Genomic DNA, 22,424 nt, shown 5'->3' with positions numbered 1-22,424 from the left:
TTCAATCTACTTCGCCGGCCCCAGCAGCTTCTCGGCGAAATAGGTCATCTGCAGCGCCTGCAGGCGGGCGCCCTGTTCGATGTCCGCATCGCCCGAATGGCCACCTGCCGTGTCTTCATAGAAAAGATAGGGCAGGCCATATTCCTTCAGGCGCGCGGCGAATTTGCGCGCATGCTGGGGCCCGACGCGATCGTCCTTGGTCGTCGTCCAGATATAGGGTTCGGGATAAGCGACGCCCTTGCGGATGTTCGCATAGGGCGAGATCTTCTCCAGAAACGCCTTTTCGGCGGGCACCGAGACGCTGCCATATTCGTCGACCCATGACGCGCCGGCGGCGATCTGTTCGTAGCGGATCATGTCGAGCAAAGGCACCTGGATCGCCACCGCATTCCACAGATCGGGATGCTGGTTGAACTCGACCCCCATCAACAGCCCGCCGTTCGAGCCGCCATAGATGCCGAATGTCTTCGGCGAGGAGAGCTTGCGCGCGAAGATGTCCTTCGCCACCGCCGCGAAATCATCGTAGATGATCTGGCGCTTGGTCTTGAGCCCGGCCTGATGCCAGGCTGGGCCGAATTCGCCGCCGCCGCGGATATTGGCGAGCACATAGCTGCCGCCGCGTTCCAGCCAGAGCTTGCCGGTGATCGCGCCGTAAGAGGGCGTGTTCGCAACCTCGAACCCGCCATAGGCGGTCATGAGCGTCGGCGTGGACCCGTCGCGTACAATGTCCTTCCGATGGACGATGAAATAGGGGATCTTCGTGCCGTCGGTCGAGACCGCCTCGAACTGTTCGACGATGTGGTTCGTGGCATCGAACTTGGCGGGCAGCGCCTTCACCTGCCTTGGCGCCGGATTGGCCGCATCCACCGACCACAGCGTGGTCGGATCGAGGAAGCCCGTCACGTTCACATAGGCGAGGTCGCTCTTGTCGGTCGCCGCGACGACGCCGATCGAGGCATTGTCGGGCAGCTTGAGCGGCGTCGACGTCCAGCCCTTCGCGCCGGGCGTGAAGACCAGCGCCCGCCCACGCACATTGTCGTTGATCGCGACGATCACGCGCGTCCTGGTCGCGGTGACGCCATCGACCGACTGGCGCGCATTGGGCGCGAACAGGATCGTCGGCACCAGCGCGCCGCCATTCTCGATATCCCTGAGCGTCACCGTCGCCACCGCGCCGGCGGGAACGGTCACGCCGCCGGTTTCCCAGACCTCGCTCGTCTGGATCAGCACATGGCCGTCGACCATGCCCTGGATGTTCGACTTGGGCGGCAAGGGCAGCTTCTTCGCCCCCTGCGGCGTGATCAGGAATGTCTCGTTGGTGAAGAAGGTGGTGCCGCGCCGGACAAAGGCGGCGCGATTGCCCTGGCCGTCGCTGAGGATGAACGGCCAGACTCCGACCTGATCGCCGGCCTCGCCGCGATAGACCTCCCGCGCGGCCGAGAGCGGCTGCCCCCGTTTCAACGTCTTGAGCACGAAGGGATAACCCGAGGTCGTCATCGTCCCCGCCCCCCAGTCACGCGCGATCAGCAGCGTGTCCCTGTCGAGCCAGGCCTCATTCTGCTTCGACGTCGACAGCGTGAAACCGCCCTCGACGAATTTCCCGTTCTCAAGATCGAACTCGCGCAAGGTGACGGCGTCCTCGCCGCCGTCGGACAGGCGGAGGAGACAGAGCCGCTCGTCGGGATCGAGGCAGGATGCCCCCTTCCATACCCATTTCCTGCCCTCGGCCTTCGACAGCGCGTCGAGATCGAGGATCGTCGTCCATTCGGGATCGGCAGAGGCATAGCCGGCTGTGTCGGTATGGCGCCAGATGCCCTGGGGATGCGCCGCATCGCGCCACAGGTTGAAGATGCGGCCGTTGAGCAGGGCGGGATAGGGAATGCGATCCTTCGCCGCCGCGATCGTCAGCGCCTCGGCATAATAGGTCTTGTAGCGCGGATCGGCCTGAAGCCGCTGCAGCGTGCGCTTATTCTCCGCTTCGACCCAGGCCATGGATTTCGGCCCGCTCCAGTCCTCCAGCCAGATATAGGGATCGTCTACGGCGTCGGGGCTTTGGGCATGGGCGATCATGCCGGGCTGCATAGCCGCCATGGCAAACGCGGCAAGGGCGATTCGCATCGGGTATCTCCTGTGGAGATCGGACTATCGAATGCCGCCCCGCCACTGGCAAGGATGGCGCTCAAGCCGATGCGAGCGCCCGCGCGACCGCCGCTTCGCTTTCCGCATGCACCGCCCAGAAATCGCGGACCGGCGATCCGTTGAGCAGGCCGGTGAGCACCGCGAGATGCGAATGCCAGCCGCCGCCGAAACTGGCCATCGGCGCGGGGCCGGTGATGCCGCTATGAGTCAGCACCAGCCGCGTGCGCTCTCCGTCCGGGAACAGTTCGAACGTCGCGACACCTTCGCTCCCGCCGTCCCAGCTGATCGCCAGCCGGCGCGGCGGATCGAACGCGATCACGCGCTCATGGCCGATCGCGCCCTTCCATTTCGCATAGGGCTCGAGATAGGGCACATCGTCGGCCGACAGATTGTCGTGATCGAAGACGAGCGCGACCGAACCGCCCACGCGCGGCTCCATTTCGCCGGCCGCGAACCATTTCCCGCGCAACTCGGATTCGGCCAGATAGCGCCAGACCGTGTCGACCGGCGCGTCGAGCATCCGTTCCATGCGGATCGTGTCGGCGGCGGTGCGTTCGAAGTCAGTCATTTTCACTCTCCATGATACGGTCGAGGCTTTCGAGGATCATCGTCCAGCCCTTTCGGGTCTGCGCCTCATATTCGGCCCATCGCGGATCCATTTCATGCGTCAGCGTGAGCGAAGATCCGCTGCCATTGGCCGCGATCTCGATCGTCACCCGTGTCCATTCGCCGTCCGCCGCCGGATCGGCCGCGAACAGGAAGACCAGCCGGCGCGGACGGTCGATCTCTTCATATCGCAGGCGGTGCCCCGCATCGCCGCCCGGGCGCCGCTCGACGATCAGGGCATGCCCGCCCACCCGCGCGTCGATCTCGCAACGGATCATCTCTCCATCGGGCGTCGCGAACAGGAAGCGCGGTGCGATCTCTGGATCGAGCCAGGCATCGAACACGCGTTCGGGCAACGCCGCATAATCGCGGCGAACGGTCAGGACGACAGGCTCGCTCATTCTGCCTCTCCCTCGGGTGCGTCGCGCAGCAGATCCTCCAGCCGATCAAGCCGCAGCGTCCAGAAACGTTCCCATTGCCGCAGCCATTGCTGGGCTTCGGCCAGCGGCGCGGCACGCAGCGAGCAGAGCTGGGCGCGGCCGACCTTGCGGCGTGCGATCAGGCCGGCGCCTTCGAGCACCTTCACATGCTTGGCGGCGCCAGCGAAGCTCATCGCATAGGGTTCGGCGAGTTCGCCGATCGATTTCTCGCCGAGCGCCAGGCTGGCGAGCATGCCCCGACGCGTGGGATCGGCAAGGGCGTGGAATGTCATGTCGAGTCGTTCAACCATATGGTTGAATTACAGCAAGACCGCCCAATGATCAACCAAAAGGTTGAATATATTCCATGTCAGTGTCCAGCGTCATTCCGGCGAAAGCCGGAATCTATGTCGAGATCGAGCGCGAGATTCCGGCTTTCGCCGGAATGACGCCACCTGTTTGCTTGCTTGGAGCAAACCACGTATTCCACCCTCTTCGGGACAGTGACACAGCCTATTCGGGACGCACCGGTACCGCTGCCTGCTCGCCGGCGACCGTCGCCCAGGGAAGCACCCGCCAACTGGTCACCAGCCCGTTCGCCACATAGGGATCGGCAAGTGCAAAAGCCTCCGCCACGGCGGCGCTTTCGCCCTGAAACAGCAGCATGGCCCCTTCCACCGGATCGCCGAGCGCGCCCGCCAGAACCAGCTCCCCTCGTTCAGCGGCTGCCCAGGCGAGCGCCAGATGCGGTGCACGGAAAAGCGGCCGGCGCTCGATATAATCGGGCGCCAGCTCATAGGTCAGTACAAAGTGCCGCATCAGTCCGCGAACAGCAGGACCGGCGTCTCGAGCAGCTTGCGGATCGCCTGGACATAGCTCGCCGCATCCCAGCCATCGACCACGCGGTGGTCGCACGAGATGGAGAGATTCATCAGCTTCGCCACAGCGATCTCGCCATTCCTGATCACCGGCCGCTCGATCACCCGGTTGGGACCGATGATCGCGACTTCGGGACGATTGATCACCGGCGTGGTCGCGACGCCGCCGAGCGGCCCCAGCGACGTGATCGTCAAGGTCGAACCCGAAAGCTCTTCCGACTTCGCCTTGCCGCTGCGCGCCGCCTCGGCAAGCCGCGTGATCTCGCTCGCGAGCTGCCAGACATTCTTGGCCTGCGCATCGCGGATCACCGGCACCATCAGCCCGGCATCGGTCTGCGTCGCCATGCCGAGATGGACGGCGCCGTGGCGCGTCACCACGCCCGCCTCGTCATCATAGCGCGCATTGATCATCGGGAATTCGGGCAGAGCCTTGCAGATCGCGACGATCATCAGCGGCAGCATGGTCAGCTTGGGACGGCTGCCGCGATTGGCGTTGAGGTCCGCGCGCATCGCCTCCAGATCGGTGACGTCGATCTCCTCCACATAAGTGAAGTGCGGGATGTTGCGCTTCGACGCCGCCATGTTCTCCGCGATGCGGCGACGCATGCCGATCACCTTGATCGCCTCGTCCGCGCGCGCGGCGCCCGCCGGGCGGAAGCCCTGGCCGGCATTATAGGTGAGATAGGCATCGAGGTCGGCGTGACGGACCCGATCGCCCGACACCTTCACATCGGCCAGATCGATCCCGAGCGTCCGTGCACGATCGCGAACCGCAGGCGACGCCAGAACATGGCGGGCAGGCGCGGCCGGCGCAGGGGCCGCCACCGGCGCTTCGACGACCTTCGGCGCGGGCGCGGGCGCGGGCGCGGGTTCGGGCTCGGGCGCGGCGGCCTCCACCACGGCGACCGTCGCCGCATCGGGCGTCTCGGCGTCTATACGCGCCTCGACCGCCTCTTCCTCGGCGATCTCGCCTTCGGTTTCGATCACCACCAGCGCGGAGCCGATCGCGATCACGTCGCCGACCTCACCGCCGATCTCGACGACGGTTCCGGCGACCGGGGATTCCATCTCCACCGTCGCCTTGTCGGTCATCATGTCCGCAATCTGCTGGTCTTCGGCGACGACGTCGCCGACCTTGACGTGCCAGGCGACGATCTCGGCCTCGGAAATACCCTCGCCGATGTCGGGAAGCTTGAACGTGAAACGTGCCATGCCGATCAGTCCTTCAGGATCTTCTTGAGTGCCTCGGTGATACGGACGGGACCAGGGAAATAGGCCCATTCGAGGCTGTGTGGATAGGGGGTGTCGAAGCCGGTCACGCGTTCGATCGGCGCTTCGAGATGATAGAAGCAGCGTTCCTGCACCAGCGCGGACAGTTCGGCGCCGAAACCGGAGGTGCGCGTCGCCTCATGGACGATCAGGCAGCGGCCCGTCTTCTTCACCGACGCTTCGATCGTCTCGATATCGAGCGGCACCAGCGTACGCAGATCGACGATCTCGGCATCGATGCCGAGGCCTTCGATCGTCGCTTCGACGACATGCACCATCGTGCCGTAGCACAGCACGGTCAGCGCCTCGCCTTCGCGGACGATGTTCGCCTTGCCCAGCGGGATGCGATAATAGCCTTCGGGCACTTCGCCCGCCGGATGCGCCGACCAGTTGCGTGCCGGCTTGTCGTAACGGCCGTCGAACGGGCCGTTATAGATCCGCTTCGGCTCGAAGAAGATCACCGGATCATTATCCTCGATCGCCGCGATCAGCAGCCCCTTGGCGTCGTAGGGCGTCGACGGGATCACCGTCTTCACGCCGGAGACATGGGTGAAGATGCCCTCGGGCGACTGGCTGTGCGTCTGGCCGCCGAAGATGCCGCCGCCGAAGGGCGAGCGGACGGTCAGCGGCGCGGTGAATTCGCCGCCCGAACGATAGCGCAGGCGCGCCGCTTCGGAGACGAGCTGGTCGAGCGCGGGATAGATATAGTCGGCGAACTGGATCTCCGGCACCGGGCGAAGACCATAGGCCCCCATGCCGACGGCGACGCCGATGATGCCGCATTCGGTGATCGGCGTGTCGAACACGCGGGTCTTGCCGTATTTCTTCTGCAACCCCGCGGTTGCACGAAAGACGCCACCGAAAAAGCCGACATCCTCGCCCATCACGATCACATCGGGATCGCGTTCCATCATCACGTCCATGGCGGAATTGATCGCCTGGATCATGTTCATGCGCGTGTTCACGGTCTCGTCGCTCACAGTCCGGCCGCCTTCTGCTCTTCGAGCATCTGCGCGCATTGCTCGCGCAGGTGCCAGGGCATTTCCTCGAACACATCCTCGAACATCGATTCGAACGGGTGGTTGTTGAGACCATGCCCGAGAATGCCGTTCTTCTCCGATTCCTTCGCCGCGGCCTTGACGGTCTCGGCGAGTTCGAGATCCATCGCGGCGTGGCGCTCCTCATCCCATTCACCCAGGGCGACCAGATGCTGCTTCAGCCGCGCGATCGGATCGCCCAGCGGCCATTCGCTGCTTTCGTCCGCCGAGCGATACTGGCTGGGATCGTCCGATGTCGAATGGCCTTCGGCGCGATAGGTGAAATGCTCGATCAGCGTCGGACCCTGATTGGTGCGCGCACGCTCGGCCGCCCATTCGGTCGCGGCATAGACCGCCAATATGTCGTTGCCGTCGACGCGGAGCCCGGCAATGCCGTAACCCACTGCACGCGCGGCGAAGGTCGTCGATTCAGCGCCGGCAAAACCCGAGAACGAGCTGATCGCCCACTGGTTGTTGACGACGTTCAGGATCACCGGCGCACGATAGACGCTGGCGAAGGTGCAGGCGGAATGGAAATCGCCCTCCGCGGTCGAACCCTCACCGCACCAGGTGGCGGCGATGCGCGTGTCGCCCTTGGCTGCGCTCGCCATCGCCCAGCCCACGGCCTGGGGATATTGGGTGGTCAGGTTGCCGGAGATCGAGAAGAAACCGGCATCCTTGACCGAGTACATGATCGGCAGCTGCTTGCCCTTCAGCCGGTCACCCTTGTTCGAATAGATCTGGTTCATCATGTCGACCAGACTCCATCCGCGCGAGATCAGCAGACCCTGCTGACGATAGGCGGGGAAACACATGTCATCGCGATCGAGCGCATAGGCAGCAGCGACCGCCACCGCTTCTTCGCCCGTGCACTTCATATAGAAGCTTGTCTTGCCCTGGCGCTGCGCGCGGAACATGCGCTCGTCGAACGCGCGGGTCAGCGCCATGTTGCGCAGCATTTCGCGCAGCAGATCCGGCGCAAGCCGGGGCGCCCAGGGGCCGACGGCATTGCCCTTCTCGTCGAGCACGCGGACGAGCGAATAGGCGAGTTCATGAAAACTGTCCGGCCGCGCATCGATATCCGGGCGCGGTGCCGATCCCGCCGGCGGAATCACCAGGTCGCTGTAATCGACCGAATCGCCGGGCCGAAATTTCGGCTCGGGCACGTGCAATTCAAGCGACCGCAAATTGCGGCGCCCCTCGTTTTGAGCCATCGCAGACGTTCCTCTCAGGACCCAAAAATGGGTCAGCAATGCTTGCCAATTCTTGTTATTATATTTCAACGCACATTGCGAGAGGGAAGTTGCGATCTGGCTTCAGATTACCCCGGATTTAGCCAGATCATCGAGCTCAGATTCACTTAAACCCAACAGATTATACAATATTTCTCGACTGTGCTCGCCAAGCATCGGTGGCGGCGCGGGTGCCGGACCGGGGGTGACCGACAGTCGATGCGGACTGCGCACGCCAGGAATCACCCCATGCGGGCTCGGCATCGAAAGCCGCAGCCCGCGATGCTCCGCCTGGGGATCGGCAAATGTCGCATCGAGCGAATTGATCGGTCCGCACGGCACCGCGCAGCGCGACAGCGCCGCCATCCATTCGGCGGTGGTGCGCCCGGCAAGCACGCCTTCCAATATGGGCTCGAGCGCGCGGCGATTGATCGTGCGCAACGCATTGGTGGCGAATCGCGCATCCCGCGCCAGCGCGCCCATGCCCGCTTCCTCGACGAAGCGCGCGAACTGTCCGTCATTGCCGATGGCGAGGATGATATAGCCATCCCTGGTCGGAAAGGTCTGATAGGGCGTGATCGACGGATGCTCGTTGCCGATGCGCCCCGGTGCTTCGCCGGAGACGAGATAGCCGGTGGCCTGATTCGCCATGGATGCGACGGCGACATCGAACAGCGCCATGTCGATCTGCTGCCCCTCCCCCGTCGCCTCGGCATGGCGAAGTGCCGCGAGGATGGCGATCGTGGCATTGAGCCCGGTGAGTATATCGACCAGCGCCACGCCGACACGATAGGGCTCGCCGCCGATCGGACCGGTGACGCTCATCAGGCCGCTCATGCCCTGGATCATGAAGTCGTAGCCCGCTTCATGCGCGCGGGGACCGTCCTGGCCGAAGCCGGTGATCGAACAATAGACCAAAGCCGGATTGACCGCCTGGAGCGACGGCCAGTCGAGCCCATAGGCGGCAAGCCCGCCCTGTTTGAAATTCTCGACCACGATATGCGATTTCGCCGCGATCGCGCGCACCAGCGCCTGCCCCTCGGGATTGGACAGATCGATGGTCAGCGACTTCTTGTTGCGGTTGGGCGCCAGATAATAGCTGCTCGTCACCCGCTCTCCGGCTTCGTCGTCGAACCAGGGCGGCCCCCAGGATCGCGTATCGTCCCCCGCGCCCGGCCGTTCGACCTTGATGACCTCCGCACCGAGATCGGCGAGTTGCATCGTCGACCAGGGCCCCGCGAGCACGCGGGACAGATCGAGGACACGAACGCCGTTGAGAGGACCAGCCATAACCACCTAGACCGTTGGGTTCGAGCAGGGATCGAGCGCAGCCGAGAGCCCGTGTCGAGAACACCGGCACCGGCCTTCTCGATATACCGCCTCGACAGGCTCGACGGCTACTCGAAGCGAACGGCCAGGAGACTCTTCCAACATCATGAAAACGCCTGAATCCCCGTGATCGCTCGCCCCAGGATCAGCGCGTGGATATCGTGGGTGCCCTCATAGGTGTTCACGGTTTCCAGGTTCACGACATGGCGGATGACGTGGAATTCGTCGGCGATACCGTTGCCGCCATGCATGTCGCGCGCGACGCGCGCGATATCGAGCGCCTTGCCGCAATTGTTGCGCTTGATCAGGCTCACCATCTCCGGCGCCCAGCTGCCCGCGTCGATGTTGCGGCCCACGGCGAGCGCGGCGGACAGGCCGAGCGCGATCTCTGTCTCCATATTGGCGAGCTTCAATTGCGGGATCTGGTTGGCGGCAAGCGGCCGGCCGAACTGCTTGCGATCGAGCACATATTGGCGCGCGCGATGGAAACAATCCTCCGCCGCTCCCATCGATCCCCAGGCGATGCCGTAGCGCGCCTTGTTGAGACAGCCGAACGGACCGCCGAGCCCGCGCGCATCGGGCAGCAGATTCGCCTCCGGCACGAACACGTCATCCATCACGATCTCGCCGGTGATCGACGCGCGCAGGCTCATCTTGCCCTCGATCTTGGGGGTCGAGAAGCCGTCCATGCCGCGTTCGAGGATGAAGCCGCGGATGACGCCGTCGAGCTTCGCCCAGACCACCGCGACATCGGCGATCGGCGAATTGGTAATCCACATCTTGGTGCCGGTCAGGCGATAACCGCCATCGGCCACGACCGCGCGTGTCTTCATGCTGCCCGGATCCGACCCAGCATCGGGCTCGGTCAGGCCGAAACAGCCGACGATCTCGCCACTGGCGAGGCGCGGGAGGTATTTCTCGCGCTGCTCCTCGGAGCCATAGGCATGGATCGGATGCATCACGAGCGAGGACTGGACGCTCATCGCCGAACGATAGCCCGAATCGACGCGCTCGACCGCGCGCGCGATCAAACCATAGGCGACATGGCTGACGCCCGCGCAGCCATAGCCGTCGATCGTCGCGCCGAGCAGGCCGAGTTCACCCAGCTCGCTCATGATCTCACGGTCGAACCGCTCCTCGCGCGTAGCGGACAGCACGCGCGGAAGCAGCTTTTCCTGCGCATAGGTTTCCGCAGTATCGCGGATCATCCGTTCGTCGTCGGTGAGCTGCGCGTCGAGCAGCAGGGGATCGTCCCAGCGAAAGGGCGTGAAAGCGGCCATGGGTGGCTCCCGTCAGTCAAGTACCGCCCTGGCTATGCCGGAGCCTGACGGGATCGCCAAGTATCACAAACCCACCCGCTCGCTTCGAGCAGCGTCGAGCCTGTCGAGACGCGCCCGTCGAGAAGCACGGTGCCGGGCCTTCTCGACTGCGGTTCTCGGCAAGCTCGAACCTGCGCTCGAAGCAAACGGTTGAAAATAGACTAGTCGACCGTCTGCTCGATCACCCCGAAGATCGGATGATGGCGCTCATCCTCCATCCAGATGCGGACGCTGTCGCCGGACTTGAGGAACGGCGTTTCCGCCTTGCCCGACTGGATGGTCTCGACGGTGCGAACCTCCGCGATGCAGCTATAGCCGAGCCCGCCCTGATCGACCGGCTTGCCGGGGCCACCCGCCGCGTCGCGATTGGAAACGGTGCCCGATCCGATGATCGTACCGGCGCCCAGCGCGCGCGTCTTGGCGGCATGGGCGACGAGCGTGCCGAAATCGAAGGTCATGTCGACACCAGCATCGGCGCGGCCGAACGGCTTGCCGTTGAGATCGACCATCAGCGCGCCATGCAGCTTGCCGTCCTTCCAGCGCTCACCCAGGCTTTCCGGCGTCACGAACACGGGCGACATGGCGCTGGCGGGCTTGGACTGGAAGAAACCGAAGCCCTTGGCCAGTTCGCCGGGGATCAGGTTGCGCAGCGAGACGTCATTGGTCAGCCCGATCAGGCGGATCGCGGCGAGCGCCTGTTCGCGGCTCGCGCCCAGCGGCACATCGCCGGTGACCACCACCACTTCGGCCTCCATGTCGCAGCCCCAGCTCTCGTCGGCGAGCGGAATCGGATCGCGCGGGCCCAGGAAACCGTCGGACCCGCCCTGATACATCAGCGGATCGTGCCAGAAGCTTTCGGGCATCTCGGCATTACGCGCCTGCCGCACCAGCGCGACATGGTTCACATAGGCCGATCCGTCGGCCCATTGATAGGCGCGCGGCAACGGCGAAGCGGCATCGCGCTCGTGAAAGCGTTCGCGCGGGATCACCTCATGCTCGAGATCGGTCGCCAGATTTTCGAGATCGACGGACAGCCGGTCCCAATCGTCGAGCGCCGCCTGCAGTGTCGGTGCGATATGGGCAGCGTCGGCATACCAGGCGAGATCGTTGGATACGACGACGAGCCGTCCGTCGCGTCCGGATTTCAGGCTGGCAAGCTTCATGGCGATCCTTTCAAAAATGCACCGCGAGAGGGGGTCTGGCGGCATCTAGTATCAAATGAAACCAAATCTGTCCACGGGCCGTCAGTTTGACGAATACGGAAAGTCACTTGACCATAACGTCAACTTGGGCTTCGTATGCCACTATCGAGACAAATCCCCGGAGAGGAAAGAGCCCATGTCCCTCGACGCCCTGGCGCGCACCGCATATTCCGAAGATCACGAGGCATTCCGCCAGACCGTTCGCCGCTTCATGCTGGAGGAGGTCGCACCCAACGCGGCGAAATGGGACGAGGCCGGCATCGTCGACAAGGCGATCTGGACCAAGGCCGGCGAACTGGGCCTGCTCTGCCCCACCGTTCCCGAGGAATATGGCGGGCTCGGCCTCGATTTCGGCTATAACGCAATCGTCGACGAGGAAGCCTCTTATCATGGCGGTGTCACGCTGGGCTTCTCGCTCCATTCGGACATCGTCGCCGGCTATCTCACCGCTTATGGGTCGGAGGAGCAGAAGAAGCAGTGGCTGCCCAAGCTGGTCTCGGGCGAAGCCATCACCGCGATCGCCATGACCGAACCGGGCACCGGATCCGATCTCCAGGGCATCCGAACCACCGCCCGCAAAGACGGCAATCACTATGTCATCAACGGATCCAAGACCTATATCACCAACGGCCAGAATGCCGATCTGATCCTGGTCTGCGCCAAGACCGACACCGAAGTTCAGCCGGCGTGGAAAGGCGTCTCGATCATCCTGGTCGAGGCGGATCGAGAGGGTTTCAAGCGCGGCCGCAATCTCGACAAGATCGGCATGGATGCCGCGGATACGTCGGAGCTGTTCTTCGAGGATGTCCGTGTGCCGATGACCAATTGCCTCGGCGAGGAAGGCAAGGGCTTCATCTATCTGATGAGCGAACTGCCGCAGGAACGGCTGTCGATCGCGGTCAGCGCACAGGCGTCCGCGCAACGCGCCTATGACGAGACGGTCGCCTTCACCAAGGATCGCAAGGCGTTCGGCAAGCCGGTCTTCGATTTCCAGAATACCCGTTTCACCCTCGCCGATCTCAAGTCGAAGCTCCAGGTCGGCTGGGCGCATCTCGACTGGGCGCTGAACCGCCACAACAAGCGCGAACTGACCGCCGAGGAGGGCGCCGCCGCCAAGCTGTGGCACACCGAACTGCAATGGGAGGTGATGGACAAGTGCCTCCAGCTCCATGGTGGTGCCGGCTATATGAACGAATATCCGATCGCGCGTGCCTGGCGCAGCGCACGCGTCACCCGGATCTTCGGCGGCACCAACGAGATCATGAAGGAACTGATCGGCCGCAAACTCTGATCCGCGACGACCCGCCGGTTCGGCGGGTCGGCTTGCTCTGGATCAATCTGAGCGCCGTTTACAGCCCGGCCCCGCCTCCCTAGGGTCGGGCGATGCATGCTGGCGTCGACGATCTGGGATGGCAAGGCCGTCCGCCGGCCCCGCATTCTGGCGCAATGCCCTTTCATCGGCGGCTTCGCGAAGCGACGCGCGACGAGCATGATGCGGTGGACCGCGCCTTCGGATCGCTGGGACTGGAGAGCCGAACGCATTATGCACGCTTCCTGCGCGCGCATGCGCGGATCCTGCCGGCGGTGGAACGGGCCGCCGATCCGGCGACGCTGCTCCCCGGATGGCGTGGCCGGACCGCCGATCTCGCCGCCGATCTTGCCGCGCTCGATATCGCGACGCCCGAAAGCCTGCCCTTCTCCGGCTTGCCAGGCGCAGCCGCGCGCTGGGGCGCGATCTATGTGATCGAAGGATCGCGACTGGGTGGCGCCATGCTGGCCCGTGGCGTGCCCGTCGACCTGCCCAAGGCCTATCTTTCCGCGGTGCATGGCCCGGGCGGCTGGCGCCGCATCCAGGCGATGATCGACGCGGCGGCCGACGGTGCCGGCGCCCTGTGGCATGCGGATGCGATCGACGCCGCGCGCGCGACCTTCTCTGCCTATCGCCTGGCCGCGACGATCGAGGACTCCGCCCATGGCTGACGACAATCCCGCCGGTTTCGCGGTCGATCTCACCAATTGCGATCGCGAGCCGATCCATGTGCTGGGGCAGATCCAGCCCTTCGGCTTCCTTGTCGCGCTCGGCAGCGATTGGCTGGTCGCGCGCGTCTCGAACAATATCGAAGCCTTTACCGGCAAGACGCCCGACATGCTGCTCGGCCGGCCGATCACCGAGCTGGTGAGCGACAAGGCGTTGCACGCGATCCGCAACCGGTTGGCGATGCTGCGTGGTCCGGATGCGGTCGAGCGTCTGTTCGCCCAGCCGCTGGTCGACGGCCGCCCGCCCTTCGACGTCGCGGTCCATATGAGCGGCGACACAATCGTCATCGAAGCGGAACCCGCAATCGTGGAGGATCTGGAGGCCGCCGCCGTCGTGCGCGCCATGGTCACCCGCCTGGGCCAGAGCGACACCATGGCGACCTTTCTGCGCGAAGGCGCGCGACAGGTGCGCGCGATCACCGGCTTCGACCGGGTGATGGTCTACCGCTTCGACGAGCAGGGATCGGGCGAAGTCGTCGCCGAGGCGCTCCAGCCCGGCGTCGACAGCTTTCTGGGGCTGCATTATCCTGCCAGCGACATCCCGGCACAGGCGCGCACGCTCTATATGCGCAGCGTGTTCCGCATCATCGCCGATGTCGGCGCGCAACCGGTGCCGATCCTGCCGATGCTCGATCCGCGCGGCGCGGCGCTCGACCAATCGCTCTCGGTGCTGCGCGCGGTTTCACCCATCCATATCGAATATCTCAAGAATATGGGCGTCGCCGCCTCGCTCTCGATCTCAATCATCGTCGGGGGCAAGCTCTGGGGACTGTTCGCCTGCCATCATTATGCGCCACGCCTGCCGAGCTTCGCCAATCGCACGGCCGCCGAACTGCTCGGCCAGATGTTCTCGCTGATGCTCGAAAGCCGCGAACGGCGAGAGGCGGCCGATTACGAGACGCGCGCGCGCAACGTCGCGGACCGGATGATGGCGACGGTCGCGCAGGACGGCGATCTGCTCAGCAACGCGCCGTGGATCGGCGACATGATCGTCGACACCATCCCGGCGGACGGTGTCGGCGTCTATCTGAACGGCGCGATCTCGTTGAGCGGGCTGGCGCCCAACCATGCCGAGTTCGAGGCGATCGTCGCCATGCTCAATCGCATCGCCGACAATGAGGTGTTCGCGCTCGATTCGATCCAGAGCGTGCTGCCGGAAGCGGCGCGCTATGCCGATCGCGCGGCCGGGCTGATCGCCATTCCGCTGTCGCGCAAACCCCGCGACTATGTCGTGCTGTTCCGAAGCGAACGCCTGCGCTCGGTGCGCTGGGCGGGCAATCCTGAAAAAGCGGTGGAATATGGGCCAAGCGGCGCGCGGCTGACGCCACGCAAAAGCTTCGAGGCATGGTCCGAACTGGTCAAGGGCAGCAGCGTGCCCTTCAGCGCGGCCGAACGGCGCGTCGCCAATACGCTGAAAACCGGCATGCTCGAAGTGCTCGTGCGGCTGTCCGACACGGCGGGCGAGGAACGGCAGCGCGCGAACGAGCGGCAGGAATTGCTGATCGCCGAGCTCAATCACCGCGTGCGCAACATCCTGTCGCTCATTCGCGGCCTGATTTCGCAGACGCGCGACAGCGCCGAATCGGTCGAGGGATTTATCGGCACGCTGGAGCATCGCATCCAGGCGCTGGCGCGCGCGCATGATCAGGTCACGTCCGATCGCTGGGGCCCGGCCCGCCTGTTCGACCTGATCGAGATCGAGACCGGCGCCTATGCGGGGTTGCAGCGCGACCGGGTGAAGATCGATGGCCCCAATGTGTTGCTCCATCCCGTCGCCTTCACGACGCTGGCGCTGGTGATGCACGAGCTGATGACCAACGCCGCCAAATATGGCGCGCTCTCCGACAGCGGCGAAGTGCTGATCCGCTGGACGATCGACCCGGAGGGCAGCCTGCTGCTCGACTGGACGGAGCGCGGCGGTCCGGCGGTGACCGCGCCCACGCGACGCGGTTTCGGCAGCACGATCATCGAACGCTCGATTCCCTATGATCTGGGCGGCACCGCCGAACTCAATTATCGCCTGGCCGGGCTGGAGGCGCATTTCTGCGTCCCCTCCCGCCACGTCGCCGGCGTCAGCGAGGCGAAGCCGGCGGCGCGTTCGAGCGAGGAACAGGCGCATGCGAAGCCCTTGAAGTCATGCGCGGTGCTGCTGGTCGAGGACAGCATGATCATCGCGCTCGACGGAGAGGACGCATTGCGCGCGCTGGGCGCCGTCCAGGTGGTGACGACAGGCACCGTCGCCCGCGCATTGGCGGCGATCGAACAGACCGATTTCGATTTCGCGCTGCTGGACTTCAATCTGGGCAACGAGACCAGCGCGCCCGTCGCCGACGCGCTGGCGCGGCGCGGCATCCCCTTCGCCTTCGCCACCGGCTATGGCGAGGCGATCGGCGATATCGGCCGGCACCAGTCGGTCATCACGATCAGCAAGCCCTATGGGCCAAGGCAGCTCGCCACCGCCGCGGCGCACGCGATCGCCCATCGGGCCGAAGATCAGGCCGGCGTCAACACCCCGCGATAGGCCGAATCCTCGAGCGCGCGGCCCGCGCCCTTGGCGACGCACATCAGCGCTTCTTCCGCCACCGCGACCGGCAGGCCCGTCGCCGTCGCCAGCGCCTCGTCGATGCGCCGCAGCAGCGCGCCGCCGCCCGTCATCACGATCCCGCGATCGACGATGTCGGCGGCGAGTTCGGGCGGGGTGTTCTCCAGCGCGGCACGGACGGCGCCGATGATCTGGCTGACCGGTTCGGCGATCGCCTCGGCGATTTCGGCTTCGGTGACATGGATTTCCTTGGGAACGCCCGCGACGAGATCGCGGCCCTTGACGCTGATCGTCAGCCCGTCCCCCTGCGGCATCACAGCGCTGCCGATCTCCAGCTTGATCCGCTCCGATGTCGCCTCGCCCACCATCAGATTGTGCTTGCGACGGATCGAGGCGGAGATCGCCTCGTCCATCTTGTCGCCGCCGACGCGCACCGAATTGCTATAGGCCAGACCGCGCAGCGACAGCACGGCGACCTCGGTGGTGCCGCCGCCGATATCGACCACCATGACGCCGACAGGCTCGATCACCGGCAGATCGGCGCCGATCGCGGCCGCCATCGGCTCCTCGATCAGGAAGACCTGGCTCGCCCCCGCATTGGTCGCGGCGTCGCGGATCGCGCGGCGCTCGACCGTGGTCGATCCCGACGGCACGCAGATCGCGATCTCCGGCCGGCGCGGCAGGCGCGACGCGCCGCCATGCGCCTTGTCGATGAAATGCTTGATCATCTGCTCCGCGACGTCGATGTCGGCGATCACCCCGTCGCGCAAAGGCCGGATCGCCTCGATATTGGCGGGGGTCTTGCCCATCATCAGCTTCGCATCGGCGCCGACGGCGCGCACCTTGCGCACGCCGTCGCGCGTTTCGAGCGCGACCACCGAAGGCTCGTTGAGCACGATGCCATGGTCACGAACATAAACGACCGTGTTCACGGTCCCGAGATCGATGGCCATGTCGTGCGAGGCCAGCTTGAAGAAACGCGATAAGAACATGAAACGAACGCTACCCTGAACCGTCGCATGGCGACTGGGCGGCGCGGGAAACGCCCCCCGTGCCGTCACACCGGCTTGAGAGGCCCGAGATACGGCGTCAATCGCGCCCTGCGCCCGGGCGGGCGGTTCTTGCGGCGGAATGTCCGCTGCCGACGATAATGCCCATCATTTTGACGAGAAAACAGTATTGAAATGAGATTTCAGTCTCATTAAGAGCCCGATCAAGCGAATGGAGGGCATGATGGCGCTGACGCACGAACAGATGGATCGAAAGCTCGCCGAGCATTTCGGCTTCGAAGCCAATGACGATGTCGAAGGCGTGCTCGGCACGCTGACCGCCGATGTCGAACACGACATTGTCGGGGCGCCGACGGGCCCCACTTACGGGCCGGAAGGCGCGCGCGGCTTTTACGAGGCGCTTTTCGCCGACCTCTCGGACGGCAGTTTCGAGACGCGACGGCGGCTCTACGGCGAGAATTTCCTGGTCGACGATTCGCTGTGGCGCGGGCGCGCGCCCGGCAAGCCGTTCGGGATCGACGGACAGGACAGGCCGCTCGCATTCCGCCTGCTTCATGTCCTCGAATTCGCCGACAGCGGCGAGATCAGGCGCGAGAATGTCTGGATCGATCTGGCCGCGATCCTCCAGCAGCTCTCGCCGGCATCGGCCGCATGAGCCGAAGCAACCAGCGACGGCGCACGCGCAAGGACCTCTTGCAGGCGGCGGCCCGGCTGATGAAGGCGGGCCGAACCCCTACGCTGGAGGAGATCGCGGAGGAAGCGCTCGTCTCCCGCGCGACTGCCTATCGCTATTTCCCCGGGCTCGACGCCTTGCTGCTCGAAGCGTCGCTCGATGTCGCGGTTCCCGGGCCGGACGAGATCTTCGCGGGCGACATGAGCGGCGGTCTGGCCGATCGGCTGCTGCGGGTCGATGGCGCGTTGCACGCGATGATCGCCGCGAACGAGACGGCGTTGCGCGCGATGCTCGCCCATTCACTGCAACGGGGCGCGCATGAAGGCGATGTTCCCGCCCGCCAGAATCGGCGCACGCCGTCGATCGAGGCGGCGCTCGCCCCGCTCCGCGATCGCCTCGATCCCCATGCCACCGCCATGCTGGCGCACGCGGTCGCGCTGATCGTCGGCATCGAAGCGGTCGTGGTGTTCAAGGACGTGCTGCAACTCGACGATGACCAGGCGCGGGAGGTTCGGGCTTGGGCGATCCGGGCCCTCTCCACCGCCGCGCTGGAGTGATTTCGAGGCAGGCGGAATCACCTGCCGGATCGGAAATCACGGGAAATAAGGGATAATCTTCAGTCGAGGAAACGCGCCCATTCCTCCAGCGGCGCGCGGGCGCTGTACAGCCGGTTCGCCGGCTGATCCGGGTCCTCATGGCCGATCGCGACCCCGCAGAACAACATGCGTTCCGCCGGTGTGCCGAGGAAACCCGTCACCGTCTCCGGATAGACCGCCCAGCATTCCTGCGGGCAGGTGGCGAGGCCGGCCTCGACCGCGAGCAGCATGAAGCTTTGCAGGAACATGCCGAGATCGGACCATTGCGGCGGCCCCATCTGCCGATCGACGGTGCAGAAGATCGCGGCGGGCGCGCCGAAGAACTGGAAATTGCGCGCGAACCATTGCCGCCGCGCCGCCTTGTCCTCGCGCGGGATGCCGATATGCGCGTACATCGCCTCGCCGATCGCGAAGCGACGGTCCCGATAAGGCGCGGTCAGATTGGCCGGATAGATGTCATAGGCATGCTGCTCGCTCGCACCCGACGCGAGTCGCTCACGCATCAGCGCCTTCAGCCGGACCATCGCATCGCCCGTCACCACATCGACATGCCAGGGCTGCAGGTTGCCGCCGCTGGGCGCACGCGCGGTTTTTTCCAGCAACGCGGCGATAAGCGCGGGATCGACCGCCATATCGAGAAATCCGCGGACGGAGCGCCTTGCGGCCATGGCTTCGCTGACATTCACCGCTTTCACTCCCGCAACGTTGACGACACTCCCCCCTTGCCAACGTTAACGTAAACGGCAAGAGCATTTGGAGACCCCATCCGAGTCCGACAGGAGAGCCATGATGTCCACAGCCTATATCGTCGACGCCGTTCGTACCGCAGGGGGCCGCCGCGGCGGCAAGCTCGCGGGATGGCATCCCGCCGACATGGCCGGCCAGGTGCTCAATGCCATTGTCGATCGCAGCGGCATCGATCCACGCGCGATCGACGATGTGATCATGGGCTGCGTAAGCCAGGGCGGCGAGCAGAGCTTCCAGGTCGGGCGCGGTGCGGTGCTCGCATCGAAGCTGCCCGAAAGCGTGTCGGCCGTCACGATCGATCGCCAGTGCGGTTCCTCGCAACAGGCGATGCAGTTCGCCGCGCAGGCGGTGATGAGCGGCACGCAGGACGTGGTGATCGCCGCCGGCGTCGAGAGCATGACGCGCGTGCCGATGGGCTCCACCGGTGTGCTGTTCGCGCAGGCGGGCCTGGGCACCTCGAAGAGCCCCGGCCAGGAAGCGCGTTATCCCGGCATCCAGTTCAGCCAGTTCCTTGGCGCCGAGATGATCGCGAAGAAATACGGCTTCAGCCGCGAACAACTCGACGCCTACGCGCTGGAAAGCCACAGGCGCGGCGCTGCGGCGACCGAAGCCGGCGCCTTCGCCAACGAAATCGTCGCGCTCGACGTCGAAACGCCCGAGGGCACGATCAGCCATGATCGCGACGAAGGCATCCGCTACGACGCGACGCTCGAAAGCATCGGCTCGGTCAAGCTGCTCCAGGAGGGCGGCGTGATCTCCGCCGCCAATGCCAGCCAGATCTGCGACGGCTCCTCGGCGGTGCTGATCGTCTCCGAACAGGCGCTCAAGGATCACGGCCTGACGCCGATCGGCCGTATCCACCACCTGACCGTCACCGGCGGCGATCCCGTCGTGATGCTCGAAGAGCCGCTGTTCGCCACCGAAAAGGCGCTGAAGCGCGCCGGCATGTCGATCAATGATATCGACCTGTACGAGGTGAACGAGGCGTTCGCGCCGGTGCCGCTCGCCTGGCTCCAGCATGTCGGCGCCGATCCGGCGAAGATCAACGTCCATGGTGGCGCGATCGCGCTCGGCCACCCGCTTGGCGCCAGCGGCACCAAGCTGATGGCCACGCTGATCAACGCGCTCAAGCGCCATGGCGGCAAATACGGCCTGCAGACGATGTGCGAAGGCGGTGGCCTCGCCAACGTCACCATCGTCGAACGTTTCTGAAGCCCATTTGAGGAAGCCGGTAGCAGCCAGAAACACTCTTCCGCGCTTTCGCAAACCAACACCAGAACAGGGGAATAGACTCATGATCATCGAAAACGGCATTGCCGCCGTCGTGACCGGCGGCGCGTCCGGCCTGGGTGCCGCGACCGCGCGTGCGCTCGCCGCCAAGGGCGCGAAGGTCGCGATCTTCGATCTCAACGCCGAGAAGGGCGAGGCCATCGCGGCCGAGATCGGCGGCGTCTTCTGCGCGGTCGATGTCAGTTCCGAAGAGAGCGTCGATGCGGGCTTCGCCAAGGCGCGCGCGGCGCATGGCCAGGAACGGATCCTCGTCAATTGCGCGGGCATCGGCAACGGCATCAAGACCGCGAGCCGATCGAAGGAAGACGGCAGCATCAAGCACTTCCCGCTCGATGCCTTCGAAAGGGTCATCCAGATCAACCTGCTCGGCACCTTCCGCTGCATCGCCAAATCGGCCGCCGGCATGATGACGCTGGAGCCGATCGACGAATTCGGCGAGCGCGGCGCGATCGTGAACACCGCCAGCGTCGCGGCGCAGGACGGCCAGATCGGCCAGGCAGCCTATTCGGCGTCCAAGGCGGGCGTGCTCGGCATGACGCTGCCGATCGCGCGCGACCTGATGGGCGAAGGCATCCGCGTCAACACCATCCTGCCGGGCATCTTCGAAACCCCGCTGCTCGCCAGTCTGCCCGACAATGTGCAGCAGTCGCTGGCCGCGTCGGTGCCCTTCCCCAAGCGGCTCGGTCGCCCGCCCGAATATGCCCAGCTCGCGCTCACCATGATCGAGTGCGGCTATTTCAACGGCGAATATGTGCGTCTCGACGGCGCGATCCGGATGGCGCCGCGCTGATGGCGCGGCCCGAAGGCTGGCGGCTCGATCGGGCCGCCTACCCCTTCAGCTTCGTGACCGAGACGCGTTTCCAGGATGTCGACATACTCGGCCATATCAACAATGTCGCGATGGCGGCGCTGTTCGAGAATGGCCGGGTTCGCTTCAACCGGTCGCTGGGCCTGTTCGATCGAAGGCAGCCCGACGAGCGCTGGCTGATCGCCGCGATCGCGATCAACTATCTCGCCGAGGCGCATTTCCCCGACGATATCGAGATCGCGTCGGGCGTCGGCCATATCGGTACGCGCAGTTGGCGGATCGATGCCGCGGCCTTCCAGAACGGCCATTGCGTCGCGACATGCGACACCACGATCGTGATGACCGACGCCAAGGGCTCGCAGCCCCTGCCGGCGCATATGCTGTCCGCCTTGACGGCGCATCTGGTGAAACAGCCCGACTGACAGACAGCCCCGGATTTCGACTGTTTCCGGCATCGCTCCAGCGGACGCTGAAGCGATGCCGATGCGAGGATCAATCACTGAAGCGCGGCGAGCGCTTCTCGAAATTGGCGGTCACGGCCTCCACCTGATTGGGCGTGCGGATCACCTTCAACTGCTCCTCGCTTTCGGCGAGCAGGACCGACGCGGCATCACCATCGGCCGCCGCATTGAACAGCCGCTTGGCGCCGCGGATCGCGTCCGGATTGCGGCCCGCAATCTCACGCGCGAGCACCGTGGCGATGGCATGCGGATTCTCCGCGATCCGGGTCACGAAACCCAGTCCCACCGCGTCCTCACCCGAAAATTCGCGATTGGTATAGGTCAGTTCGCGCAGCACATCGTCGCGCACCAGCGTCCGCCACAGCGCGACCCCGGCCATATCGGGCACCAGCCCCCATTTCATCTCCATGATCGAAAGACGCGTTTCCGGATGCGCTATGCGGATATCGGCGCCCGACATGATCTGGAAACCGCCGCCGAACGCGACGCCGTGCACCGCCGCGATGACCGGCACCGGCAGCGTCCGCCAGCCCCAGGCGACATGCTGGTAGAGATTGGCCAGGCCATGGCTGCGCGCCATCAGGTCGAAATCCTTGTCGCCCACGCCCGCCGCCATGCTCGCCATGTCGAGGCCGGCGCAAAAGCCCCGCCCCTCGCCCGAAAGCACCACCGCGCGCAGCCCCGGCGTCGCGCCGAGCGTGTCGATCGCCGCCGCGATCCCCTGCAGCATGGCGGGATCGAGCGCGTTCATCTTGTCGGCGCGGGTCAGGCGGACATCGGCGACGCCCTGATCGATGGTTATGGAAACGCGGTCGTTCATTCTCGGCTCC

22 protein-coding genes are annotated in these 22,424 nt (G+C 65.1%); 8 read left to right on the top strand and 14 right to left on the bottom strand.

The window, feature by feature from the left end; translation table 11 throughout:
• Nucleotides 1-6: 6 nt before the first annotated feature.
• The 11 genes from K7G82_RS08870 to K7G82_RS08820 all read right to left on the bottom strand — a co-directional run bounded on the left by K7G82_RS08870 (nucleotide 7) and on the right by K7G82_RS08820 (nucleotide 11,391).
• A complete protein-coding gene (locus K7G82_RS08870; protein WP_425517253.1) occupies nucleotides 7-2,118 on the bottom strand; it encodes a prolyl oligopeptidase family serine peptidase in 2,112 nt (703 codons plus the stop codon).
• 61 nt (nucleotides 2,119-2,179) lie between these two features.
• Nucleotides 2,180-2,707 carry an SRPBCC family protein gene (locus tag K7G82_RS08865; RefSeq protein ID WP_222989488.1) on the bottom strand — a complete coding sequence of 176 codons (528 nt, stop codon included), beginning with the start codon at nucleotides 2,705-2,707 and terminating at the stop codon, nucleotides 2,180-2,182.
• Nucleotides 2,700-3,146, bottom strand: coding sequence for an SRPBCC family protein (locus K7G82_RS08860; RefSeq protein WP_222989487.1), 447 nt, complete (start codon nucleotides 3,144-3,146; stop codon nucleotides 2,700-2,702). Before K7G82_RS08860 ends, K7G82_RS08865 begins: the two co-directional genes overlap by 8 nt.
• On the bottom strand, nucleotides 3,143-3,457 hold the full coding sequence (locus K7G82_RS08855) for an ArsR/SmtB family transcription factor (protein WP_222989486.1): 315 nt from the start codon (nucleotides 3,455-3,457) through the stop codon (nucleotides 3,143-3,145). Before K7G82_RS08855 ends, K7G82_RS08860 begins: the two co-directional genes overlap by 4 nt.
• A 220-nt stretch (nucleotides 3,458-3,677) precedes the next feature.
• On the bottom strand, nucleotides 3,678-3,983 hold the full coding sequence (locus K7G82_RS08850) for a YciI-like protein (RefSeq protein WP_222989485.1): 306 nt from the start codon (nucleotides 3,981-3,983) through the stop codon (nucleotides 3,678-3,680).
• Nucleotides 3,983-5,254 carry a dihydrolipoamide acetyltransferase family protein gene (locus K7G82_RS08845; protein WP_222989484.1) on the bottom strand — a complete coding sequence of 424 codons (1,272 nt, stop codon included), beginning with the start codon at nucleotides 5,252-5,254 and terminating at the stop codon, nucleotides 3,983-3,985. The genes K7G82_RS08850 and K7G82_RS08845 overlap by 1 nt, the downstream gene beginning before the upstream one ends.
• Nucleotides 5,255-5,259: 5 nt before the next feature.
• Complete coding sequence (locus tag K7G82_RS08840; protein ID WP_222990230.1) at nucleotides 5,260-6,264, bottom strand: alpha-ketoacid dehydrogenase subunit beta; 1,005 nt, start codon at nucleotides 6,262-6,264, stop codon at nucleotides 5,260-5,262.
• 23 nt (nucleotides 6,265-6,287) lie between these two features.
• Nucleotides 6,288-7,562 (bottom strand): 3-methyl-2-oxobutanoate dehydrogenase (2-methylpropanoyl-transferring) subunit alpha, encoded by a 1,275-nt coding sequence (locus K7G82_RS08835; protein ID WP_222989483.1) that lies wholly within the window; start codon nucleotides 7,560-7,562, stop codon nucleotides 6,288-6,290.
• Between the two features lie 102 nt (nucleotides 7,563-7,664).
• Nucleotides 7,665-8,870: a CaiB/BaiF CoA transferase family protein gene (locus K7G82_RS08830; RefSeq protein ID WP_222989482.1), complete on the bottom strand. Its 1,206-nt coding sequence runs from the start codon at nucleotides 8,868-8,870 to the stop codon at nucleotides 7,665-7,667.
• Between the two features lie 143 nt (nucleotides 8,871-9,013).
• Nucleotides 9,014-10,189, bottom strand: a complete 1,176-nt coding sequence (locus tag K7G82_RS08825) for an acyl-CoA dehydrogenase (protein ID WP_222989481.1) — start codon at nucleotides 10,187-10,189, stop codon at nucleotides 9,014-9,016.
• A gap of 200 nt (nucleotides 10,190-10,389) precedes the next feature.
• Nucleotides 10,390-11,391, bottom strand: coding sequence for a fumarylacetoacetate hydrolase family protein (locus K7G82_RS08820; protein ID WP_222989480.1), 1,002 nt, complete (start codon nucleotides 11,389-11,391; stop codon nucleotides 10,390-10,392).
• Between the two features lie 175 nt (nucleotides 11,392-11,566).
• On the opposite strand from K7G82_RS08820, the gene K7G82_RS08815 reads away from it, so the two are divergent.
• From K7G82_RS08815 to K7G82_RS08805, 3 genes are all read left to right on the top strand, one after another.
• On the top strand, nucleotides 11,567-12,721 hold the full coding sequence (locus K7G82_RS08815) for an acyl-CoA dehydrogenase family protein (protein WP_222989479.1): 1,155 nt from the start codon (nucleotides 11,567-11,569) through the stop codon (nucleotides 12,719-12,721).
• Between the two features lie 155 nt (nucleotides 12,722-12,876).
• Entirely contained in the window at nucleotides 12,877-13,410 is a 534-nt protein-coding gene (locus tag K7G82_RS08810; protein WP_222989478.1) for a biliverdin-producing heme oxygenase, read from the top strand.
• Nucleotides 13,403-15,988 carry an HWE histidine kinase domain-containing protein gene (locus tag K7G82_RS08805; RefSeq protein WP_222989477.1) on the top strand — a complete coding sequence of 862 codons (2,586 nt, stop codon included), beginning with the start codon at nucleotides 13,403-13,405 and terminating at the stop codon, nucleotides 15,986-15,988. The genes K7G82_RS08810 and K7G82_RS08805 overlap by 8 nt, the downstream gene beginning before the upstream one ends.
• Here K7G82_RS08805 and K7G82_RS08800 read toward each other — a convergent pair.
• The gene (locus tag K7G82_RS08800; RefSeq protein ID WP_222989476.1) at nucleotides 15,961-17,001 is read right to left on the bottom strand and encodes a rod shape-determining protein; all 1,041 of its coding nucleotides are present in this window, start codon (nucleotides 16,999-17,001) and stop codon (nucleotides 15,961-15,963) included. The genes K7G82_RS08805 and K7G82_RS08800 overlap by 28 nt on opposite strands.
• A gap of 241 nt (nucleotides 17,002-17,242) precedes the next feature.
• On the opposite strand from K7G82_RS08800, the gene K7G82_RS08795 reads away from it, so the two are divergent.
• Nucleotides 17,243-17,674, top strand: a complete 432-nt coding sequence (locus tag K7G82_RS08795; RefSeq protein WP_222989475.1) for an ester cyclase — start codon at nucleotides 17,243-17,245, stop codon at nucleotides 17,672-17,674.
• On the top strand, nucleotides 17,671-18,249 hold the full coding sequence (locus tag K7G82_RS08790; RefSeq protein ID WP_222989474.1) for a TetR/AcrR family transcriptional regulator: 579 nt from the start codon (nucleotides 17,671-17,673) through the stop codon (nucleotides 18,247-18,249). The genes K7G82_RS08795 and K7G82_RS08790 overlap by 4 nt, the downstream gene beginning before the upstream one ends.
• 59 nt (nucleotides 18,250-18,308) lie before the next feature.
• Here K7G82_RS08790 and K7G82_RS08785 read toward each other — a convergent pair whose 3' ends face one another.
• The gene (locus K7G82_RS08785; RefSeq protein WP_222989473.1) at nucleotides 18,309-18,974 is read right to left on the bottom strand and encodes a nitroreductase; all 666 of its coding nucleotides are present in this window, start codon (nucleotides 18,972-18,974) and stop codon (nucleotides 18,309-18,311) included.
• A 103-nt stretch (nucleotides 18,975-19,077) separates the two neighbouring features.
• On the opposite strand from K7G82_RS08785, the gene K7G82_RS08780 reads away from it, so the two are divergent.
• The 3 genes from K7G82_RS08780 to K7G82_RS08770 all read left to right on the top strand — a co-directional run bounded on the left by K7G82_RS08780 (nucleotide 19,078) and on the right by K7G82_RS08770 (nucleotide 21,555).
• Nucleotides 19,078-20,247, top strand: coding sequence for an acetyl-CoA C-acetyltransferase (locus tag K7G82_RS08780; RefSeq protein WP_222989472.1), 1,170 nt, complete (start codon nucleotides 19,078-19,080; stop codon nucleotides 20,245-20,247).
• Nucleotides 20,248-20,329: 82 nt separating this feature from the next.
• A complete protein-coding gene (locus K7G82_RS08775; protein ID WP_222989471.1) occupies nucleotides 20,330-21,115 on the top strand; it encodes an SDR family NAD(P)-dependent oxidoreductase in 786 nt (261 codons plus the stop codon).
• Nucleotides 21,115-21,555, top strand: a complete 441-nt coding sequence (locus K7G82_RS08770; RefSeq protein WP_222989470.1) for an acyl-CoA thioesterase — start codon at nucleotides 21,115-21,117, stop codon at nucleotides 21,553-21,555. The genes K7G82_RS08775 and K7G82_RS08770 overlap by 1 nt, the downstream gene beginning before the upstream one ends.
• A 70-nt stretch (nucleotides 21,556-21,625) precedes the next feature.
• Here K7G82_RS08770 and K7G82_RS08765 read toward each other — a convergent pair whose 3' ends face one another.
• A complete protein-coding gene (locus K7G82_RS08765; RefSeq protein ID WP_222989469.1) occupies nucleotides 21,626-22,414 on the bottom strand; it encodes a crotonase/enoyl-CoA hydratase family protein in 789 nt (262 codons plus the stop codon).
• Between the last annotated feature and the right edge of the window lie 10 nt (nucleotides 22,415-22,424).

This window comes from Sphingomonas colocasiae (assembly GCF_019880585.1).
Taxonomy (GTDB): domain Bacteria; phylum Pseudomonadota; class Alphaproteobacteria; order Sphingomonadales; family Sphingomonadaceae; genus Sphingobium_A; species Sphingobium_A colocasiae.
This window is presented reverse-complemented; position numbering and strand designations above follow the sequence as displayed.

Excerpts from the sequence above, each read along its gene's own strand:
- K7G82_RS08870 (WP_425517253.1), bottom strand. The coding sequence starts at position 2,118 with ATGCGAATCGCCCTTGCCGCGTTTGCCATGGCGGCTATGCAGCCCGGC.
- K7G82_RS08865 (WP_222989488.1), bottom strand. The coding sequence starts at position 2,707 with ATGACTGACTTCGAACGCACCGCCGCCGACACGATCCGCATGGAACGG.
- K7G82_RS08860 (WP_222989487.1), bottom strand. The coding sequence starts at position 3,146 with ATGAGCGAGCCTGTCGTCCTGACCGTTCGCCGCGATTATGCGGCGTTG.
- K7G82_RS08855 (WP_222989486.1), bottom strand. The coding sequence starts at position 3,457 with ATGACATTCCACGCCCTTGCCGATCCCACGCGTCGGGGCATGCTCGCC.
- K7G82_RS08850 (WP_222989485.1), bottom strand. The coding sequence starts at position 3,983 with ATGCGGCACTTTGTACTGACCTATGAGCTGGCGCCCGATTATATCGAG.
- K7G82_RS08845 (WP_222989484.1), bottom strand. The coding sequence starts at position 5,254 with ATGGCACGTTTCACGTTCAAGCTTCCCGACATCGGCGAGGGTATTTCC.
- K7G82_RS08840 (WP_222990230.1), bottom strand. The coding sequence starts at position 6,264 with ATGAACATGATCCAGGCGATCAATTCCGCCATGGACGTGATGATGGAA.
- K7G82_RS08835 (WP_222989483.1), bottom strand. The coding sequence starts at position 7,562 with ATGGCTCAAAACGAGGGGCGCCGCAATTTGCGGTCGCTTGAATTGCAC.
- K7G82_RS08830 (WP_222989482.1), bottom strand. The coding sequence starts at position 8,870 with ATGGCTGGTCCTCTCAACGGCGTTCGTGTCCTCGATCTGTCCCGCGTG.
- K7G82_RS08825 (WP_222989481.1), bottom strand. The coding sequence starts at position 10,189 with ATGGCCGCTTTCACGCCCTTTCGCTGGGACGATCCCCTGCTGCTCGAC.
- K7G82_RS08820 (WP_222989480.1), bottom strand. The coding sequence starts at position 11,391 with ATGAAGCTTGCCAGCCTGAAATCCGGACGCGACGGACGGCTCGTCGTC.
- K7G82_RS08815 (WP_222989479.1), top strand. The coding sequence starts at position 11,567 with ATGTCCCTCGACGCCCTGGCGCGCACCGCATATTCCGAAGATCACGAG.
- K7G82_RS08810 (WP_222989478.1), top strand. The coding sequence starts at position 12,877 with ATGCCCTTTCATCGGCGGCTTCGCGAAGCGACGCGCGACGAGCATGAT.
- K7G82_RS08805 (WP_222989477.1), top strand. The coding sequence starts at position 13,403 with ATGGCTGACGACAATCCCGCCGGTTTCGCGGTCGATCTCACCAATTGC.
- K7G82_RS08800 (WP_222989476.1), bottom strand. The coding sequence starts at position 17,001 with ATGTTCTTATCGCGTTTCTTCAAGCTGGCCTCGCACGACATGGCCATC.
- K7G82_RS08795 (WP_222989475.1), top strand. The coding sequence starts at position 17,243 with ATGGCGCTGACGCACGAACAGATGGATCGAAAGCTCGCCGAGCATTTC.
- K7G82_RS08790 (WP_222989474.1), top strand. The coding sequence starts at position 17,671 with ATGAGCCGAAGCAACCAGCGACGGCGCACGCGCAAGGACCTCTTGCAG.
- K7G82_RS08780 (WP_222989472.1), top strand. The coding sequence starts at position 19,078 with ATGTCCACAGCCTATATCGTCGACGCCGTTCGTACCGCAGGGGGCCGC.
- K7G82_RS08775 (WP_222989471.1), top strand. The coding sequence starts at position 20,330 with ATGATCATCGAAAACGGCATTGCCGCCGTCGTGACCGGCGGCGCGTCC.
- K7G82_RS08770 (WP_222989470.1), top strand. The coding sequence starts at position 21,115 with ATGGCGCGGCCCGAAGGCTGGCGGCTCGATCGGGCCGCCTACCCCTTC.
- K7G82_RS08765 (WP_222989469.1), bottom strand. The coding sequence starts at position 22,414 with ATGAACGACCGCGTTTCCATAACCATCGATCAGGGCGTCGCCGATGTC.